The 19,774-nt window shown below is 38.8% G+C and carries 20 protein-coding genes; 14 read left to right on the forward strand and 6 right to left on the reverse strand.

Annotated features, from left to right (window positions below):
• Positions 1–313 precede the first annotated feature (313 nt).
• The 4 genes from C8270_RS04985 (at position 314) to C8270_RS05000 (ending at position 5,549) form a co-directional block, all read left to right on the forward strand.
• A complete protein-coding gene (locus tag C8270_RS04985) occupies positions 314–802 on the forward strand; it encodes a hypothetical protein (RefSeq protein ID WP_106495773.1) in 489 nt (162 codons plus the stop codon).
• Positions 803–1,050: 248 nt separating this feature from the next.
• The gene (locus tag C8270_RS04990) at positions 1,051–1,707 is read left to right on the forward strand and encodes a LiaF transmembrane domain-containing protein (protein WP_106495774.1); all 657 of its coding nucleotides are present in this window, start codon (positions 1,051–1,053) and stop codon (positions 1,705–1,707) included.
• A 756-nt stretch (positions 1,708–2,463) separates the two neighbouring features.
• A complete protein-coding gene (locus C8270_RS04995) occupies positions 2,464–3,969 on the forward strand; it encodes a malate:quinone oxidoreductase (RefSeq protein WP_106495775.1) in 1,506 nt (501 codons plus the stop codon).
• A 299-nt stretch (positions 3,970–4,268) separates the two neighbouring features.
• Entirely contained in the window at positions 4,269–5,549 is a 1,281-nt protein-coding gene (locus C8270_RS05000; protein WP_106495776.1) for an acetyl-CoA hydrolase/transferase family protein, read from the forward strand.
• Positions 5,550–5,726: 177 nt separating this feature from the next.
• Here C8270_RS05000 and C8270_RS05005 read toward each other — a convergent pair whose 3' ends face one another.
• From C8270_RS05005 to C8270_RS05020, 4 genes are all read right to left on the reverse strand, one after another.
• Positions 5,727–6,488: an acyl-[acyl-carrier-protein] thioesterase gene (locus tag C8270_RS05005; protein WP_106495777.1), complete on the reverse strand. Its 762-nt coding sequence runs from the start codon at positions 6,486–6,488 to the stop codon at positions 5,727–5,729.
• 177 nt (positions 6,489–6,665) lie between these two features.
• Positions 6,666–8,084, reverse strand: coding sequence for a PAS domain S-box protein (locus tag C8270_RS05010; RefSeq protein WP_106495778.1), 1,419 nt, complete (start codon positions 8,082–8,084; stop codon positions 6,666–6,668).
• A gap of 180 nt (positions 8,085–8,264) precedes the next feature.
• Complete coding sequence (locus C8270_RS05015) at positions 8,265–8,960, reverse strand: Na-translocating system protein MpsC family protein (protein ID WP_106495779.1); 696 nt, start codon at positions 8,958–8,960, stop codon at positions 8,265–8,267.
• Positions 8,961–9,256: 296 nt separating this feature from the next.
• Positions 9,257–9,841, reverse strand: coding sequence for a TetR/AcrR family transcriptional regulator (locus tag C8270_RS05020; protein WP_106495780.1), 585 nt, complete (start codon positions 9,839–9,841; stop codon positions 9,257–9,259).
• 189 nt (positions 9,842–10,030) lie between these two features.
• Between C8270_RS05020 and C8270_RS05025 the strand changes: the two genes are divergently transcribed.
• The 6 genes from C8270_RS05025 (at position 10,031) to C8270_RS05050 (ending at position 15,785) form a co-directional block, all read left to right on the forward strand.
• Complete coding sequence (locus tag C8270_RS05025) at positions 10,031–10,945, forward strand: ABC transporter ATP-binding protein (RefSeq protein WP_106495781.1); 915 nt, start codon at positions 10,031–10,033, stop codon at positions 10,943–10,945.
• A complete protein-coding gene (locus tag C8270_RS05030) occupies positions 10,945–12,546 on the forward strand; it encodes an ABC transporter permease (protein ID WP_106495782.1) in 1,602 nt (533 codons plus the stop codon). Before C8270_RS05025 ends, C8270_RS05030 begins: the two co-directional genes overlap by 1 nt.
• Positions 12,547–12,740: 194 nt before the next feature.
• The gene (locus tag C8270_RS05035; RefSeq protein WP_106495783.1) at positions 12,741–13,349 is read left to right on the forward strand and encodes a TetR/AcrR family transcriptional regulator; all 609 of its coding nucleotides are present in this window, start codon (positions 12,741–12,743) and stop codon (positions 13,347–13,349) included.
• Positions 13,350–13,397: 48 nt separating this feature from the next.
• Entirely contained in the window at positions 13,398–14,357 is a 960-nt protein-coding gene (locus C8270_RS05040) for an ABC transporter ATP-binding protein (protein ID WP_106495784.1), read from the forward strand.
• Positions 14,332–15,066, forward strand: coding sequence for an ABC transporter permease (locus tag C8270_RS05045; RefSeq protein ID WP_106495785.1), 735 nt, complete (start codon positions 14,332–14,334; stop codon positions 15,064–15,066). Before C8270_RS05040 ends, C8270_RS05045 begins: the two co-directional genes overlap by 26 nt.
• Before the next feature lie 248 nt (positions 15,067–15,314).
• A complete protein-coding gene (locus tag C8270_RS05050) occupies positions 15,315–15,785 on the forward strand; it encodes a DinB family protein (protein ID WP_106495786.1) in 471 nt (156 codons plus the stop codon).
• Between the two features lie 62 nt (positions 15,786–15,847).
• On the opposite strand, the gene C8270_RS05055 is transcribed toward C8270_RS05050, so the two are convergent.
• A complete protein-coding gene (locus C8270_RS05055) occupies positions 15,848–16,030 on the reverse strand; it encodes a hypothetical protein (protein WP_106495787.1) in 183 nt (60 codons plus the stop codon).
• 17 nt (positions 16,031–16,047) lie between these two features.
• Positions 16,048–16,740, reverse strand: coding sequence for an NAD(P)H-dependent oxidoreductase (locus C8270_RS05060; protein ID WP_106495788.1), 693 nt, complete (start codon positions 16,738–16,740; stop codon positions 16,048–16,050).
• Positions 16,741–16,924: 184 nt separating this feature from the next.
• Between C8270_RS05060 and C8270_RS19720 the strand changes: the two genes are divergently transcribed.
• The 4 genes from C8270_RS19720 (at position 16,925) to C8270_RS05075 (ending at position 19,719) form a co-directional block, all read left to right on the forward strand.
• A complete protein-coding gene (locus C8270_RS19720) occupies positions 16,925–17,455 on the forward strand; it encodes a hypothetical protein (RefSeq protein ID WP_158701594.1) in 531 nt (176 codons plus the stop codon).
• Between the two features lie 38 nt (positions 17,456–17,493).
• Positions 17,494–18,495 (forward strand): glycosyltransferase, encoded by a 1,002-nt coding sequence (locus tag C8270_RS05065; protein WP_106495789.1) that lies wholly within the window; start codon positions 17,494–17,496, stop codon positions 18,493–18,495.
• Between the two features lie 179 nt (positions 18,496–18,674).
• Positions 18,675–19,037, forward strand: coding sequence for a CidA/LrgA family protein (locus C8270_RS05070; protein ID WP_234028478.1), 363 nt, complete (start codon positions 18,675–18,677; stop codon positions 19,035–19,037).
• Entirely contained in the window at positions 19,030–19,719 is a 690-nt protein-coding gene (locus C8270_RS05075; RefSeq protein WP_106495791.1) for an LrgB family protein, read from the forward strand. Before C8270_RS05070 ends, C8270_RS05075 begins: the two co-directional genes overlap by 8 nt.
• Positions 19,720–19,774 lie beyond the last annotated feature (55 nt).

Genomic DNA, 19,774 nt, shown 5'->3' on the forward strand with positions numbered 1-19,774 from the left:
AGTGAAATGATGAACCGGATGAACGGAATGGCAGAATCCTAAAAATAATTTAGCTTGCGTATTGACAAATCATAAAAAATTCTAAATAATAGGACTAACCACAAAATAAAGGACCATTTAAACAGAAAAACCCTTTCGTAATATTGCTGATTTTTAAGTTTGTAGTTGATATAGTATGCGCACTAATTACCGCTATGGAAATACACTTCGCCTTCCTTGTGCTAGGTGCTCATCACTGTTTTCGACATATCAAAAAAAGCCACACATAAAAATGTTTAGCCTATTTGATGTTATCGCAGAAAAGGATGTTTTTATGAGGAAATTATTTGTTTTACTGTGTTGTTCTGTTTCTCTTTTATTCTTGGTTAGTGCTTGCGAAAACCAAGAGGACGCGGCGACCGAACTTGGAGAGAAATTTATTAAAGAGCTATATAGTGTTGATGACCCAAGTGTTGATGCAAAGAAGATGGGCATTGAAGAGCTCATGGATTTTCAAGACAATTTTTCATCTTATTTTACGAAGAAGGAATTTGAGGATTTAGAAAAGATTAGATTTTTTACAATACCACAAGAAGTAGCAAATAAACTAAACAATAAAATTTCTGTTCAAAGGATCTCCATCAAAAAAAGTGATGGAGATCAAAATTTTGAACATACCTTCACTTTGATATTTACGGACCAGGATGGAAACAAAGTGGATGAGGAAGAAATGAAGGGACAAATGACTATTGTAGATACGAAAAATGGGTTGAAAATCGACCGTTATTATGATGGTGCAGAAAAGACGTTGGTGAATAAGTAAGCATCTTGTACCGCAATCGGATGCAAGTATTACCTCACAATTATAAAAAATCATTCTGCTGCGGAACTTGTTTCTGCTTTAAGATGATGTTTTATTTGCGGGTTTAGGCGAATCAGTATTTGTCTTTTAGCTCTCGGCAGAACTTTATACTTTACATAGTAAAGTATAAAGTTCCAAATCGGCAAATCACTTTCCAATCATCATTTAAACACATCACGATACATAAAATGACTTTAGGAGGTGTGTCCATGTCTGGCAGAGTCTGGCTAGGTCTATTTTTTCTATTGTTTGGTTTTGGCTTTCTCTTGCACCAAGGTAATATCATTGACTTGTCACAAATACTGTCTGTTTGGTGGCCGGTGATTCTAATTATCATCGGTATTATCCAGCTATTCAATCGTACATATTCCTCTACCGTCTCAGGTTTTGTGTTTTTATTAGTTGGGGTCTTTTTTTCCGTAAATCAATGGTTTGACTTGAATTTAATCGCTTATTTCTGGCCGCTAATTTTCATTTTTATTGGTATCGTTATTATTTTTACCCGATTCAAACGTGGAAAAACTCCTCATACGGGTGAGAATTTAAACACATTTGTGCTCTTTTCAGGTACGGAGATTAAGAGTCAATCGAAAAACTTTCAAGGTGGAAGTGTGGTGTCGATATTAGGTGGAGCAGAAATTGACCTCCGTGATGCGGTTATTGCAGAAGGGGCTTCACTTGATTTCACTTCTGTTTTGGGAGGGGTAAGCATCATAGTTCCAGAAAATGTCCATGTTGAACTTTCAGGTATCCCAATATTGGGAGGCTGGGAAGATAAGACAAGAAACCTTGTGAAAAAGGAAGATGCCGTTGTATTGAAACTTAATTGTATTACGGTTCTTGGTGGGGCAGAGATTAGGAATTAAGGATCACTCACGAGAGAAACAAATCATTGCAGAGAACTTGTTTTGTCAACATCGAATTAAGTTTGCAGCCAATTCTGAAGGGCCATGTCATAAGCGATGGTAAAACTGAAAGGGACCGCACAATGTGTCCCTTCGCTCGTTCTCAGCCGTGGAATAATGATAACAGACCCTTGCGTACGCCTATTTCGTAAAACGATTGGCATAGCTAGAGGCTACAAAGGCATCCGGTTTTCTTGCAGATTTTGAAACAGGTAGTGATCATCCGAATCACTGTTCATTTCGCACATCTCACTTTCTCTATCGGTAAAGTATTAAAACCTTTGCATAGTATATGATATGCGAAAATGCATGGTGAAAATAAGTAATAATTGTTGAAGTGATTTGGAGTGGCTTGCTAATAAAAGTAATGATTTAAGCAAATACGGATAAAATAATGAAATAGCATCTTTAGGGAAAAAATTCAAGGATTAGTGTCACGCCTTTAGAGAGAGAAAACAATTGAACGTCCATTTTGCCCGAACCATGGCATCATATTACCAACCGTCACACTTCTTACCAGCTTTTTCATAGCCTATAACTATCATATAAAAAATAAATAAATATTTTAATCCATTAATAATAGTGATACACTAATATAAGATAATATTATATAACAATTGATCCAGAAAAGATGTGCGGCTAGATTGCGCCCTAACTTGCTGTGACGCCTAAGTGCCTACATCCTTTCTGCAAATCACAGGGATAAGGATGGAAAAAATGAGTAACAGTAATACATCAACAGACGTTATCCTAATTGGCGCCGGAATTATGAGTGCAACATTAGGATCATTATTAAAAGAATTGGCACCAGATTGTAACATTACAATTTTTGAACAACTTGCAAAACCAGGAGAGGAAAGCTCTAACGAATGGAACAATGCAGGAACGGGGCATTCTGCATTATGCGAGCTAAACTACACTCCTGAAAAATCGGACGGTTCTATAGACATTAGCAAGGCGTTAAAGATTAATGAACAGTTTCAGGTTACCAAACAGTTCTGGTCTCACCTTGTAAACAGCAACCAGATAGATGATCCGAGTGATTTTATCATGCCATTGCCTCATATGAGTTTAGTACACGGGGAAGATAATGTAAGGTTTTTGAAGAAACGGGTTGAAGCGCTGTCAGATAATCCGTTGTTCCAAGGGATGGAATTTTCCGATGATCCAGAAAAATTAAAGGAATGGATCCCACTGATCATGGAAGATCGGTCAGTTGATCAACCGATAGCAGCAACCAGAATGGCAAGTGGAACCGATGTCAACTTTGGGGCCCTTACACGTAAATTGATGGGCAACCTAGAGAGTCAAAACGTTAATATAAATTACAATCACACTGTGGAAGATATCGAACGTACTGACGACGGCGCATGGGAAGTGAAAGTGCGCAACTTTGAACGTGGTACACTTGAATACCATACTGCAAAATTTGTCTTTATCGGTGCCGGTGGGGGAGCTTTACCGTTACTACAAAAAACGGATATTCCTGAAAGTAAACATGTTGGGGGATTCCCTGTAAGCGGACTATTTATGGTATGTAATAATCCGGATATTGTGGCACAGCATCATGCGAAAGTATACGGCAAAGCTGCAGTTGGTGCCCCGCCAATGTCTGTACCGCATCTTGACACAAGATTTATTGATAACAAAAAATCACTGCTCTTTGGGCCGTTTGCAGGATTCTCACCAAAATTCCTGAAGACTGGTTCAAATATGGACTTAATAGGTTCTGTAAAACCAAATAATGTCTTTACGATGTTAGCGTCAGGTGCAAAAAACTTGCCACTAACAAAGTACTTAGTTCAACAACTTATGTTATCAAAAGAACAGCGTATGGAAGAAATACGCGAGTTTATCCCAGATGCAAAAGCTGAGGACTGGGACATTGTTGTAGCAGGCCAGCGTGTACAAGTTATCAAAGATACAGAGGCAGGCGGTAAAGGAACACTTCAATTTGGTACCGAAGTAATTACTGGTGCTGAAGGATCGATAGCTGCATTGCTTGGTGCTTCTCCAGGTGCTTCTACGGCAGTTCCAATTATGCTGGAGATAATCGAAAAGTGCTTCCCACAACGTTTAGAAGAGTGGGAACCAAAAATAAAAGAAATGATTCCATCTTATGGCAAGTCACTAGTGGATAATCCAGAGCTTGTCGATGAAGTTCATACAAAAACGGATAAAGCGCTTGGCTTGGATAGCAGAAAGCAAACAAGTCTAGCATAACTGAAAAAGATGTATGTTATAAGGAAGCATAAATTGTTATTTTGGCAATTTATGCTTCCTTTTTTGATTGCGTGGGACATGGGGACAGGAGCCTTGTCCCAGTTATTAAAGCTGACTAAATTATGTCTCTATTGGTATAAGAAACCTGTCCCAATGCCCCACCATTAATTACTATTTTTTTAGTCTATCTTTTTGCTCTGAAATTTTGTAATCTATAGATGAAGTATATTGTATAAAGGCTGCAGGGCAGAAGGCAACAAACAATGGGAAAACAGTCTATATAAAAGGGGGCTATCAACATGAATCCTGTTCAACTATACCGGCAAAAACTACGAACAAAAGAGGAAGCAATCACATTTATTCGGCCCGGAGTAGATATTATTACCCCAATACTTGCTGGGGAACCATATGCATTGATGAAACAATTGGAAACCTACGCAGGCCTGGATGGAAACCGTCTTTTTCAAATGTTTACCACACGTGAAGTGCTAGATATAGATCCAGAGAAATTGAAAATCATTAGCATGTTTATGGGGACGACGGAGCGAAAAGCATTTAAGGAAGGGAAAATAGATCTATTACCAAACCACTTTTCTGATATACCGAAGATTTTGAAACAAACTGCTAAGGACCCAGTTGTAATGGCAGTTGTCTCGCCAATGGATGAAGACGGTTATTTTTCACTAGGAACAAATAGTGATCATGTAGCAGCGATGATTTCAACTGCGAGTACCGTGTTACTAGAGGTTAATGAATACATGCCTCGTACATTTGGGGAAAATCAAGTACATGTTTCAGATGTAACCGCTTTAGTTGAGAATCACCAACCTATACCAGAGGCGCCGTCCGCTAAAGAATCAGAAAAGGATAAGCTAATTGGTGAATATGTCGCGAGTTTGATCAAGGATGGTGATACACTTCAGATTGGTTATGGATCCATTCCAAATGCAATCATCGATAATTTGAAGGACCATCGAAACTTAAGCATTCATACAGAAATGATACCTGAGAAAATTATTGAATTATATCGTAGTGGGGCAGTGACCAATGAAAATAACCCGTTCCAAAAGGGGAAAATAACGGCAACATTTGCATACGGATCGCGGGCGCTTTACGACTTTCTTCATGAAAATCAAGATGTGTATATGATGCCAGTGAACAAGACGAATCATATTAGTTGCTTGCAATCTGTTAAAAATCTAGTAACGGTAAATGCAGGAGTGGAAGTAGATTTCTTGGGTCAAGCAAACTCGGAAATGGTTGGCGATACGTATTGGTCATCCACAGGTGGCCAATCAGATTTCCAATTAGCCTCCCATATTTCAGAAGGCGGCCGGGGTGTACTTTGTCTGCACTCTACCGCAAAAGGGGATACGATTTCTAAAATAGTACCGACGCTAAACCCAGGTACACCTGTATCTACTTCGAAAAATGACATTGATTATTTGGTAACAGAGTATGGAATTGCAAGATTACGTGGTAAAACAATAAGAGAGCGGACGAAAGCACTTATTGAAATCGCCCATCCAACGTTTAAAGAAGAACTTACATTTGAAGCTAAAAAAATGGGATACCTTTAAGTTACACGGGAGCAGGATTTCCGCTCCCATAGCCATTAAGCTAACAAAAGCAAGAGAACAATTTATTCTGCTTTTGTTAGCTGCTTAACTGAACAATGGAATATGATAGAAAAATAAAGGGACGTTAACTGAGGGAAGAAAAAATATCTCCCAATCATTTAGAATGGGAGACAATTGCTAGCTGTTCTGTTTAATGTTGACTAATGATTTAAATGCCACATGATCATTTGTTTGATTAACGCCCTCAATGTATATAAAATTCTCATCTAATTTGGAAATATCTTTATAAAGTGTAATGGAATCTCCAGGCAAGGCCTCGTGATTAAAACTAAGGTCAATTGTATGGATGGCATGGCTTTTATGATCATCTATGGGGAAGCAATCCATGATGTAATCAACATACTTAGAATTATTCAAATGTCCATTAAAGTCGATATCGCTGTATCCGATTACTTTATTATATACTTCCTCTAACGTACCAAAGTCTTTTAATTTCTCTAGTTTTCCTTCAATCGCTCGTTCCGTTATATTTTCTGGATAGCGAATGCCGATTGTTTTACTTCGTTTTATTTTTCTCTCATGCAAGTCCATGATTACCCATTTGGAAACAGCTTTTATGATTATGTTTCCGTTTTCATCTTTAACAAGATAATCCCGATCAAAGTCAGCCTTACCTGGTTCAAGTGGCCAAGTTTCGATCGTAATTTCTTCATCCCAAATCGGGTTTCGTATGATATTAACGCGGATTCGGGTTAATACCCAGGCAACGCCGAACTCCTTCTCCAGTTTTTCTATTCCAAAACCAATTTCTTCGGAAGCTAGGCTAGCAATATCTTGGAAGTAGCTGAACAAAGTGCTTAACTTTAGACTTTTTGTGAAATCAACATCTCTAAGATCAATATGGTATTTTCTTTTAAAAACGGATGATACAGACGCCATTTCCATTACTCCTTTGTATTCGTATCATCTAAATTGTACCATACATGTCGAACGAGCATTGAATACAGTTCAAAGTTCCACTAAAATGCATGAAATACGATCTGATTTGCGTAAAATATGATTTAAATAAGAGCAAATACAATCAAAATCACTATATTTCATCTTAGATTTGTCTTGTTATTCTGTATATGGCAGTGTCACCTCTACCGTTGTTCCTTCTTTGCTGCTGTTAAATTGCAGTTTGCCGTTATGACTGTCGATAATTTGTCTGGAGATCATTAGTCCTAATCCTGTGCCTTTGTCTTTAGTTGTTAAGAACGGTTCCCCAACCCGACCTAGTAAATGTTCTGGGATTCCATGTCCTTGATCAATAATGCGAATAATAATTGTTTTGTGGTTTCCCCTTTTTGCTTCAATATGTATTTCACCACCATCAGGCATGGCCTCAACGGCATTTTTTACAAAGTTAATGAATACTTGTTTGAGCTGGTTCTCATCACAAAAAATTTTGGGTAAATCTGATTCAATATTTTCGGTAATGATGATGTTGTTCAAATTTGGCAAAGCTTTGGACAATGTCATGACATGATTTAATATAACTGCAATCTTTTTTTGCTCGAACTTAACTGTTTGCGGTTTTGCAAGAATTAATAGTTCGCTTAATATAGTCTCTATCCGATTCATTTCCTGAGAAATAACATTAAAATATGTTTTTTTGTCCGGTAAGTCATTTTCAATTATTTGCAGAAACCCTTTAATGGCAGTTAATGGGTTTTTAATTTCATGGGCAATTCCCGCTGCTAATTGCCCAGCTACGGTAAGTTTTTCTGTATTAATCATCAGTTCTTGTGTCCGCTTACGTTCGGTTATGTCTTCTATAATAGCGTGTACTGCTTGTTTTTCTTGATAAACTGTTGGAATTGTCTTTAATTCAATATCGACTTTTTCTCCTCCATAACGGATAACTTTTCCTTCTAAAGGACCAACTGCCTCTGTGAAAACGTGCTTGTCAATTAGTTTTTCTTTGGTTTCCCGATCAATAAAATTAAACACATTTTCTCCAATTACCTCATCTTTATGTTCGGCTCCAATAAGCTGAACTCCAGCTTCATTGATAAACAAACATTTTTGATTTCTTAGGATAAGTACTGCATCCGGCGTCTCATCAATAATCTGTTTGTATCTTTTTTCCCCATCGAGAAGTTTTTTTTGTGCATGTTTTTGATCGGTAATATCAAAAAGCTGACATACAAAATATAACGGTTGGCCTTGATCATTTTTGGCCAAGGTAATACTTAATGAAGCCCAAATTTCGGAATGATCCTTATGAATAAAGCGTTTTTCTGTTTGAACAGAGTCAGTCTTTCCGTTTAATAATGATGCCGTTTCGTTCCAAAGACTCTCCAAATCCTCAGGGTGAACAAAATGTCGAGACGGCAAGCTTAACAACTCATCTTCCTCATAACCAAGACATGCACCTAACGAATGATTTACTTTAATGATACTACCATCTAGTTTTACCAATCCTTTCCCAATAGCTGCGTAATCAAACGCATGTTTTAATAAATATGGATTTTTTAGTTTATGAAGTTTCATATACTCCCCCTATGTTTTGGAACAAAGGAACTCAGAATCCGTCTTAGTTCAGACTATATCCACCCCAATGACCTTGGGTGCTGAACCCTCTGTTCTGAAAAATAAAAAAGCCAAATAAGAAGCCCTTTGCTTCTTATTTGGCTCATGTCTAACTCAATTGTTTAGCTCATTTCCGCCAGATTATGTAGGTGGCTTCGTAATAAAAACGATAGCGCTCTTATTTTTATCAAAATCCCAGTCAACAAATATATCAATAACACTTGTATCCAGGATTGACTCAAAATGGTTATTATTATGAAGATACGTCTTTTCCAATGTTCTTTTAGTTATCCGCAGTATTTCCGCGTAACCCTGTCTAATTAATTCCTTTTCAATGTTGACCAAAATGTCATTCCGAAAGAGTAACAGTGTTCTTGGATTAAGTCGATGAGAATAGATTTCTGCAGGTGCTTTTTCAACTTGTTTGCTGAGACGCATGATTTCCTGATGAACTTGTTCTTTTCCTTCATAGCTTTCTGACAGCCAAAGGTTCTCCGTATCCAAATCTGCCCCGATACCGATAAATATTCCTGATCGGTTATGCAGTCCCCAATCATAGTAAAATTCACTCATTTCCATTCCCGTAACAATCTTTATATAGGCTTTAATTTCAGGAATAAGCGTTTTCATAAGTGAATCCCTTGTCTTCTGGAAAATTCCCACTTGGTCTTGATCAAGGAGAGCTTTTTCCATTGGCGACATGAAATTTCTTAGGTAAATGGTTACGACCGACTTCTCAATGGTTACAAAAATTGATTCTGGACCTTTTCCGAAGCTATCCCTCAGCAATTTGCCAATATAGCTTGCCAGCTCTGTTTGTCGCTGATTATCAGCCATTTGTTCAAATCATTCCTTATTTTAGATAAAAGCATCATATCTTTTATCCTATTTTATATTCTAGAGTTAATTGGATAATTTTTCAAGGTGTAACTCCTAAAAGTATGTCACATTAGATCAATAAATATACAAAATTGGGTAACGAAGACTGTGGATTGTGATTTCTATAAATGAAAATAGGAAAAAAAGTCGGGTAAAATCGAAACGAGAACTTAAATGAATAATACGGGCTTGAATTTCCAAGCCCGTTTAGAATTGCCCTGCTCTCCAACTACCATAGAAACAGTTAAAAATTTTTAGTCGTCCCTTTTTCCAACAATCCCATAAAAACACAATTTTGTAAGTTCTTCACTCAAGGGGAGTGCCTTTTTGTAAACTTCCTCTTTTGAAAGGTAATCATCAAACATCTGAATGAAGAATAAGATTGCTTCATTTGAAATGGTTGGATCGATATACCCCTGTTCCTTGCCTGTATTTAAAAACTCTGTTAGACGGGATAAAGACTTTTCAATATATTTGTTAATGTACTGATTTTCGCTTGTATATGCCTTCATAAGATACTGATAAAAGTCTTCATGAATTTCATTTACTGCTTCTGTATTACGAAAAATGATCTGTTTAATTTTCTCTGAAAAAGAAAGGTCACTGTCAAGTAATTCTTCAGCCTTGGACCATTCCTTTTCTATATAGTAAACAATTACATCATCAGCTAATTTATGCTTGCTCTCGAAGTAGTTGTAGATCGTTACCTGTGAAACATTCGCTTCCTTGGCAATCTCCGCAATGGAAACCTTCTGAATTCCGTATTTTTGAAATAAACGTAGTGCAGCATCTAGTATGTTGTTCTTTTTTTGTTCTCTGCGACGTTCAAAACCGTCCATTTTGTTCACCTCATTCTTTAGTTTAATAAAAATTATGTAATAAAACAACAAAAATAATTCATAATTATATTGAAGGGAGATGTTGTTTTGTATATAATGAACTATACGGGTAAAAAAATTTCATAATTAATAATTATAATGCCAAAAGTGCCTTAAAATGATTTTTTATTAACATAAGGAGGGAACAAAATGAGTGTATTACAGGTCAACAATTTAACGAAAAGGTTTGGTAAGTTTACTGCTTTAGATGGCGTCAATTTAGAAATAAATAAAGGGGAAGTATTTGGCTTTATCGGTCCAAACGGCGCTGGAAAATCAACAACTATCCGGGTATTATTGGGGATTTTAAAAGCAACAGAGGGAGGCGCGAAAATTTTTGGCAAGGATGTATGGTCAGATGCAGTGGAGATCCATAAACGTATTGCATATGTGCCAGGGGATGTTAATTTATGGCCTAATTTAACTGGTGGAGAGGTCATTGATTTATTTGTGAAATTGCGTGGCGTAAATCATAAAACGAGACGAGAGGAACTGGTGAAACGATTTGACTTGGATCCATCAAAGAAATGCCGAACCTATTCAAAAGGTAATCGGCAGAAGGTTGCTCTAGTTGCTGCTTTTTCATCTGATGCGGATCTCTATATACTTGACGAACCAACATCCGGATTGGATCCGTTAATGGAGCAAGTTTTCCAACAGTGTGTCATGGAGGCAAAACAAGCAGGGAAAAGCGTCCTGTTATCGAGTCACATTTTATCGGAGGTAGAGAAATTATGTGACCGGGTTGGGATTATTCGACAGGGTAAAATGATTGAAACCGGTTCTTTAAGCGAGTTGCGGCACTTAACGCGCATAAATCTGCTGATAGAAACAAAGAAACCAATTACAAATTTACATGAATTAAAAGGTGTTCATGAACTTGTAGAGAAAGATGGGAGAATGTCCTTCCAAGTAGATACCGAAGAATTGGATACTGTTATTAAACATGTAAGTTCGTTTGGTATTTTAAAATTAGAAAGTACCCCACCGACATTGGAAGATTTATTCATGCGGCATTATGAGGAGAAAGGTCAAACGGGGACAGGTGCAGGGGGTAGATCGTAATGGCTGGTACGTTTTATAAACGAAGTGGACGCCTTGCTCAATTAATTGTTAGGCGGGATCGGTTTCGTATTCCCATATGGTTAATTGGAATCTGCCTGTTTACTTTTATGGTACCAATATCCTTCAGTGAGTTATACGGCGCACAGCAAGATAGAGATGTCATGGCTGAAACAATGGAAAACCCTGCGATGACTGCTATGGTTGGACCGGCCGATTTAAGTAACTATACCATTGGTGTGATGACAGCTCATCAGATGCTGCTTTTAACAGCTGTTGTGGTTGGGTTAATGTGTATTCTTCTTGTTGCACGCCATACAAGGGCCGATGAAGAGGAAGGACGTATTGAATTGATACGATCCTTACCAGTAGGGCGGTTATCCCATTTGAATGCAACGTTACTTGTTTATACCATTGTCAATCTTCTTTTAGCACTCATCATTGGCATTGGATTATATGCACTAAACATAGAAAGTATGGATTTAGAGGGATCATTATTATATGGCGCAGCTTTAGGGATAACTGGTATCTTCTTTGTTGGCGTAACAGCGCTTTTGGCCCAAGTTTCGGAAAGTTCTCGTGGGACAATTGGCTTTTCAATTGCAGTTCTTCTCTTTGCTTATCTCGTTCGTGGGATTGGGGATGTTGGTAATGAAGCGTTAAGTTGGGTATCACCACTTGGTTGGATAACGAAAACGCAAACTTATGGTGAAAATAACTGGTGGCCAATTCTATTAATGGTTGGTGTATCTATTGTTCTATTTATAATTGCAAACTATTTAAATGCAATTCGAGATTTAGAGGCTGGCTTTTTACCATCAAAACCTGGTAGAAAGTTTGCTTCGGCATCTTTACAAAGTCCAATTGGTCTAGGGGCTAGATTACAGCGCACAGGTACGATTGCTTGGGCAATTGGAATGTTCATCATGGGGGTATCTTACGGTTCAGTGTTAGGGGATTTGGATACCTTTTTCGAAGGTAATGAATCGGTAATGGAGATACTAGCATCCGAGGAGGAATTCTCTTATACGGAACAGTTTGTGTCGATAATATTGATGGTAATGGCAATACTTGGTACGGTTCCACCACTAATGGCAATGAACAAACTGTACGGAGAGGAAAAGAAAGGACGTATGGAACACTTTTTAGGGAGGGCGGTTTCCCGCACACGGCTGATGGCAAGTTATCTAGTTATTTCTGTTGTTAATGGCTTTGTAATGTTGTCACTTGCTGCAGTGGGCATGTGGATAGCGGGTACCTCCGTAATGGAAGACGGCCTTGAATTTGGAACAATTTATGGAAACTCACTAGCGTATTATCCAGCGACACTTGTGATGATTAGTGTGGCCGTATTTTTAATTGGATATTTACCAAAGTTCACAAGTCTAATCTGGCTCTATATGCTTTATTCTTTCTTCACTCTTTATTTAGGAGGAATGTTTCAACTTTCGGATTGGGTCGGCAAAATTTCTCCATTTGGACACATTCCAAGCCTTCCAGTAGATGACATGTCATGGACGCCGATTGTGGTATTACCCCTTATAGCAGCCGTTATAACGACACTCGGGTTTATCGGATATAATAAAAGAGATATAGAAGGATGAAGTTATCGGGACATGGGGACAGGTTAGTTGTCCCGGTTATTGCTAAATATTCACGGCGGGAGAACAACTTGTCCCCATACTCAACTTACTATTCTGAAAATTAATATTGCAATGTTGTTTTTAAAATTGTATAATCATTATAAATCATTTGATATATATCAATTGTTCTATTTAATCGTACAGGGAGAGTTATTATGGCACCGAAGAAAAAATTTTCTAAAGAAGATATCATTCATGCAGCATTTAACATAGCAAAGGTTGAAGGACTTGAGGCGATTACGATTAGGAGGGTTGCTAATGAGCTAGGAAGTTCCATAGCACCAATATATGTGAACTTTAGTGATGTTGATGAACTAATACAGGAGGTGGTAACGAAGACGAAGGAGATTTCAAGACAACTGTTACAGGAGCAGAATTCTGGGGAGCCATTTCGTGATATTGGAATCGCTAGCCTTAGATTTGCAAAAGAGTATAGTGTGCTTTTTAGGGACTTAATTATGAAGAAAAATCCCCATATGGAGTATGAAACCAATGATATCGATATGGTAATGGTAATGGAGCAAATGGGAAAGGATCCAATGCTTGCCCGATTTTCTAATGAAGAACTCAAGACTATTTTATTAAAAATGCAGATCTTTCAAATGGGTCTTTCTGTTATGGCGGCGAATGGATTACTTCCTAAAAATTTCAGTGATGAGATGATGATTGAGACTCTAGATAGTGCAGCGGAGGATGTGATTGCTACAGCGCATTTTCGCAAAGACGGTATGTTGGATGAACTAAAACGAAAAATGAATTTATGAATAGCCTGCCATCGTTTGATTGGTAAATAAAATAGCTGGAGGTAAATGATGATTCTTGATGTAAGAGGTGTGACGAAGGTTTTCTCTCGTTCAGGTAAGAGAAAGGTGATTGCCAATGATAATCTTACATTCAACATAAAAGAGGGACAGATTTTTGGTCTTTTGGGACATAATGGTGCAGGAAAAACGACTTTGGTAAACCAAATTCTAGGGTTGTTAACTCCTGATGAAGGTGAAATTAATTTACTAGGAAAACCTGTAGTCGAGTCAACAACTCGGGCGCGATCCATTTGTTCCGTACAGCCACAGTCTCAGGTACCGCTGGGGTTTCTTACTCCAAAACAAGCCGTTACACTTATGGGGAAGATGCGAGCGGGAAAAGGGTTTGATCCGAAGCGGGTGGAAATACTGTTTGAAGCGTTGGATATGGGTCAGTGGGCAAATACCGAGGGGGAAAAACTTTCAGGTGGTGCACGTCGGTTGACTGCCTTTTGTATGGCGGTGGTTGCCCCTGGTGATTTAGTCATACTTGATGAACCTACAAATGATGTAGATCCTGTACGTAGACGATATCTATGGCAAGTGATACGCGAACTGACGCATGATGGAACTTCAGTTATTTTAGTGACGCATAATGTGGTTGAGGCCGAAAAGGTAGTTGATCGATTGGCTATATTGCATAAAGGGAAATTTCTTACCCAAGGAACGCCTTCAGAAGTAAAAATGTCAGTAAGTCATCAAATGCGAATGGAGGTCAGTTTGGCTGGGGAGTTAGATGGAATTGATCTACCTAGTTGGGCGCCTTCTTACCATCATAGTGGTTCCCGTTTGCTATTCTCAATAGATCCTTCAGAAGTACCATCAACAATTCAATGGGCAAGAGATCAAGTGGATAAAGGTCATATTATGGATTACTCCTTGTCTCCTGCAACAATTGAAGATGTTTATGTGGAATTAACTTCAGGGAAGGGGGTATCGCATCATGGTGAATATGTTAAGTCACTATAAATACGTTTTTCAAATGCAGTTTATTAGAAATGCAGGTTTTTTTATCGTGATAGCTCTCATTCAAATATTGATATCGATTGGAATCGTTATTGGTTTTACCTACCTGATTCCAGACCCCAGTACAAACAGCATTCTCTACTTAGCGACGGGAGCACCCACCATCATCTTGATCGTCACAGGATTAGTTATTTTACCTCAGCAGATCGGCACGGCCAAAGCTGATGGGTATATGGAGTTTATCAGGACGTGGCCTGTCAAGCGCTCTGTCATTCTAGGAGCTGATACAACTATATGGATACTTATAACTGTTCCAGGTATCGTTATTTCATCAATCGTTGCCCATTTTATGTTTAACCCCGGATATAGTGTCTCCTGGACTGTTATTCCAGCTTTAATTTTGATTGCGCTGACATCCATTGGTGTTGGATACGGTTTTTCTTACATTCTACCTCCCGCAGCTTCACTTGGAATTTCTCAAGTAATCGTCTTTGGGGCTCTTATGTTTTCGCCAGTAAATTTCCCGATGGAGCGACTTCCAGAGTGGCTTCAAACGCTACATGAAGTACTGCCAATATACTCGATGGCTGAAATTATGCGTGCATCAATGGCTGCCTCTACCTTCACTGCAAGTACAGGCAATTACATTAACCTCATTATATGGTGCTTATTAGGTTATGGAGGAGCAATTTTTATTTTAAATAAAAAGTGACTTGCAGGGAGATGGGGGCAGGAGGTTTTCTGTACCGTTTGTTGCTAAACCTTCACGGTGGGATAACTAACCTGTTCGAGGCCACTATATTTAGCGTCGTTATTAAATACAGTTATCTATATATCGTGGATAGTCATTTTTGTAACCGGACTTTTTCAGCGGCCTCAACCTGTCCCCATGTCTCAGAAGCATTGTAGTTGAAGTTGTCTGTTAATTGTAGCATAGTGGGTGTAAGGGAGGGACTTGATATGGGTACAATGGATGAAGTTGTAGAAGGATGGTTGAGACATCGTTTGGTTGTTCATGATTTGCTTGATTTAGTGGATGATGAGCATATTGATTTTAAACCATGGGATGGCGCCTATTCATTAGGTGATTTGGCGATTCATATTGCAACGTCAATGGATATGTTCGCTAAAATGGTTGTGAATGGAAAGTTTGCACCACCAAAAGCGGAAGTTGATTATAAAACAATGGATGATGTGCGTGAGATTGTTAAGAAGTACACGGAAATGTCGAAGTGGGACTTGAAATCGCTGAATAAAGTAAAAGTAAATGCAGAGATTGAGTTCAACAATGATAAAGCACCTGGGAGCTTCTGGCTATCGAATGCAATCGATCATGAAATTCATCATAAAGGACAGCTATTTACGTATGTCCGGATGACCGGGGCTAAAGAAGTTCCGTTTTTTATGAAACATCCAACTGAAGTAAAATAAGTGGGACGAGGGGACAGGTTAGTTGTCCCAGCAGAGGAACACTAATCTGCCCCTCTGTACCATTATTCACTCCAATTTCGTGGGCTCCACAGGGTACCGTCCAATTCGCCTTCCATTTGCGTAATTCGTTTTGCTTGTTCTTTTATAATGCCTCGTGCCGCTTCAATAAGAGCTCTCTGTTTGTAGTCACTGCTATTGTGGTATACACGCTCCAATTCCTGAAGCATCCAATCTTCTTTTTCCAATTTCGACCCTCCTGGACTTAATACATTTGTTCCAACACTAGTTTTAATTCGTCAATGGTTTCTCTATTTTCCTCGATAAGGTCGATCGCATGTATTAAAGTTGTATCGTCACCAGACTTCAATGTTGCTTTATCTGTATTTTTAAGCTGTTTAATTAACCATTTCTCTCTTGACTCAAGACTACTATCATTTTCGTTTGTAAGCATTTGCTGGTAAGCTACTAACATTTCCATCTTCTCTTCCTCGGTCATAAAGGAAAACTGAAAAATGGATAATGGCTTAAGATAAATCATTCCTGTTTTATAGGCCATTGCTTGATATGGTTTTGTAAGTTCACTGATGCTGAATTGCTCTTTGCCGCCAGCTTGATAATCACTTTCATTAACCCCGATCATTAAAATTAAACCAAATTCCTTCCCGACTAGAGCATTCCCTTTTTTCCCATGGGCGAAGTCATACGCTAAGACCTCATCTTGCCAATGCTTTAAGAGGGCCGGTGAACTGTACCAATAAAACGGAAATTGGAAAAGAATACGATCATGCTGGTTCAGTAATTCCTGTTCTTTAGCAACATCAATCTTTCCATTTGGATACGTTTTTTCTAAATGATGAATCGTCACATCTTCTTTATCGGGAACTGAATTTAAAAAGTATTGTTGACTACTGGATTCTAGAATATCTGGATGTGATACAATCACCAAAGTTTTCATCGTCTTTCCCCTACTTTCTATGTTCCTTCAATATTTGAACGCCTAACATGGCTGAAATAATGAATTATTCTTACTTTATCATAGCAATATGAGACACCTATTATCAAATGTCAGTGTTGCGGTTTTAGAAATTTTTATGTAAGGCCTTTTTTGTAGCATGAAGTGCGAGGGTATCAGCGCTAGGATGAAAACATCGTCCGGAACGCAGAAACATCGGCCCGAGAGAGAAAACATCGTCCGGAACGCAGAAACATCGGCCCGGGGGCAGAAACATCGGCGCCAGGGAGAAAACATCAGCCCGAACGCAAGAACATCAACCCGAGCGCGGGAACATCAGCCCGAGCGAGGAAACATCAGCCCGAATGCGAGAACATCAACCCGAGAGAGAAAACATCAGCCCGAACGCAAGAACATCAACCCGAACGCGAGAACATCAACCCGAATCGCAAAACATCAACCCGAGCGAGGAAACATCAGCCCGAGCGAGGAAACATCGCCCCGAATCGCGAGAACATCAACCCGAATCGCGAAAACATCAGCCCGAGCGAGGAAACATCAGCCCGAGCGCGAGAATATCGACCGGAAACGCGGGAACATCAACCCGAGCGCGGGAACATCAGCCCGAGCGAGGAAACATCAGCCCGAGCGAGGAAACATCGCCCCGAACGTGATCAACTCCAGGAAGAAAACTGCTTTTTGTAAAACAGAAATATAAAGTATGGTATGATGAAGAAAAAATTAAGGTGAGTATCGATGAAAAAAGTTGGACTCGTGATGAGAAAAATACAATTTACCGAAGCGCAAGGACCACGCATTTTTGCTGATAGACTGAAGCAACTATGTAAAGAATTTGGTGTGGATATTGTCTTTATATCTCCTGAGCGGCATGTTAGCGGGTATGATTGGATTCCAGGATATGAGCATGAAAAAGGCGATCTGGTCAATTATGATATTGTTTTAGACAAAATTTACTCGGAAAATATTGATCATGTGATATATACAGTTTCTGGCTTTACCTATTTGAAAATGTTTATTGAAAATAGTGTTCTTTTCCCACATAGTTTTCCTGATCCGGCTTTGACTGGTTATGAAATGATGAGGCCATTTTACGAAATAGTGGATAAGGCCATTGTCCAAACGGAATATTTGAAGCGTGAATTGCATACAAATTTTGGTGTTACGGATGTTTCTGTTATCCCAATTGGTTTCAATGAAAGGCTGGCGAGTAAACATTTCGATCCTTCGCAAGTCGTTGATAATCGTGTGCTTTGGATAGGTAGAGATGAAGCAAATAGGCGCCCTGATCTGGTGCTGGAATATGCACGAAGAAATCCGGATAAAGAAGTGTTTATGGTCTTTGGCGGGGAGCGGTACAGGGAGAGCATGAAAAAATATAACATACCTGATAATGTGAAACTGCAATTTGCTTTAACGCAAGATGACATCTTTGCGCTTATGAATTCTGCAAAAGTGTATTGGAGCTGTTCTAAATTTGATACATTTGCCATGCCGCTAACAGAAGCATTAGCAATGGGAAAAATGGTCGTGAAACCGGAGCATCCTTGTTATGACCATATCAGTTCCACACACTCCTTTTCTGGTAATGAGAAGAACTGGTTTGAACTCGTGAACATGGCTGCAGCTTCACCTAATAAAGTTTCAATGGAGAACCGGCAGTATGCTTTTGACAAATTTACAAGTGAAGTCATGAAGCAGGGGTATCGGGACTTTTTTGATCAATGGTTAAGGAAATAACAAAACCACTTTTACAGTAGGATGTAAAAGTGAGCGAAATACTTTTCAAAGATTAGTAGAAGGTCTATTATAGATTCTTCTATTATTTTTTAGACCTTTTTTAGCTATCAAACTGGTAAAAAACCCACTGAATGGAGTTCCACTTTATTAAGAAAGAAGTGTCATGTGAATTGCGGAGAATGTGTAAAATTATTATTCAAATTGTTATATTGTATTGTGTTTTTTTAGTCGGAAATTGGATTCAGCATTCCCTAAACTTGTTTATACCGGGGAGTGTCATTGGGATGATTCTGCTATTTATCTTGCTCTCTACAAATATATTAAAAGCAAAGTGGATTGAGGAAGGGTCGAATTTTATTATCAAAAATTTAACGCTCTTTTTTATCCCGGCAACTGCAGGGATCTTGAATTACTTTGACGTTTTTTCTGGCAAGGGGTTCCTTCTGGTCATCATTGTCCTCATAAGTACGGTTTTCGTTATGGGTGGTTCAGGATTTGTAAGTCAATGGATTATCAAAAGAAAGGAATTAAAACATGATTAATTTCCTTATTGGTTTAGCTGCGATTGTTGGCACACTTCTTATTTTTTTGTTTGCGACAAAAGTTCACAACAGATTCGATTATACCTTTACAGCACCTGTTATTATAGCAACTTTTATTATCATTGTTGGACTGCTCATTTTTGATATACCATATGAAACGTACATGATCGGCGGAGAATGGATTAATAAGCTGCTGGGACCGGCTGTTGTGGCGCTTGCTTACCCGCTTTATCAACAGCGTGGGGTACTAAAAAAGCTGATTATCCCTGTCTTTGGTGGTACACTTTTTGGAGCAATTGTTGGCGTGTCTACTGGCATACTACTGACAAAGTGGGCTGGATTTGATCGGCTAATTATTTATTCGCTAAGCCCTAAATCGGTAACTACTCCGGTTGCGATGGCGATTGCGGATTCAAATGGAGGGATCACACCATTGGCAGCTGTTTTTGTCATGATTGCCGGAATTGGTGGTGTTACGATTAGCTCCATTGTTTTGAAATATTTCCATGTTCATCACTATCTAGGTCGTGGTGTGGGGATGGGGTGTGCATCGCATGCCATTGGAACTGCGGCCGCGATGGAGCACAATCAGCTTGAGGGCTCCATCAGTACGATTGCAATGGTTGTTAGTGCAGTTGTGGTGTCGATCATAACACCGGGATTGATTGTACTGCTGATGTAAGATTGAAATGCATGCTTTTCGTTCATAACCTGTTTTTAAGTGTCGTTTTTTATCC

Origin of the sequence: Lentibacillus sp. Marseille-P4043, from assembly GCF_900258515.1 — a bacterium.
Classification (GTDB): Bacteria; Bacillota; Bacilli; order Bacillales; family Amphibacillaceae; genus Lentibacillus_C.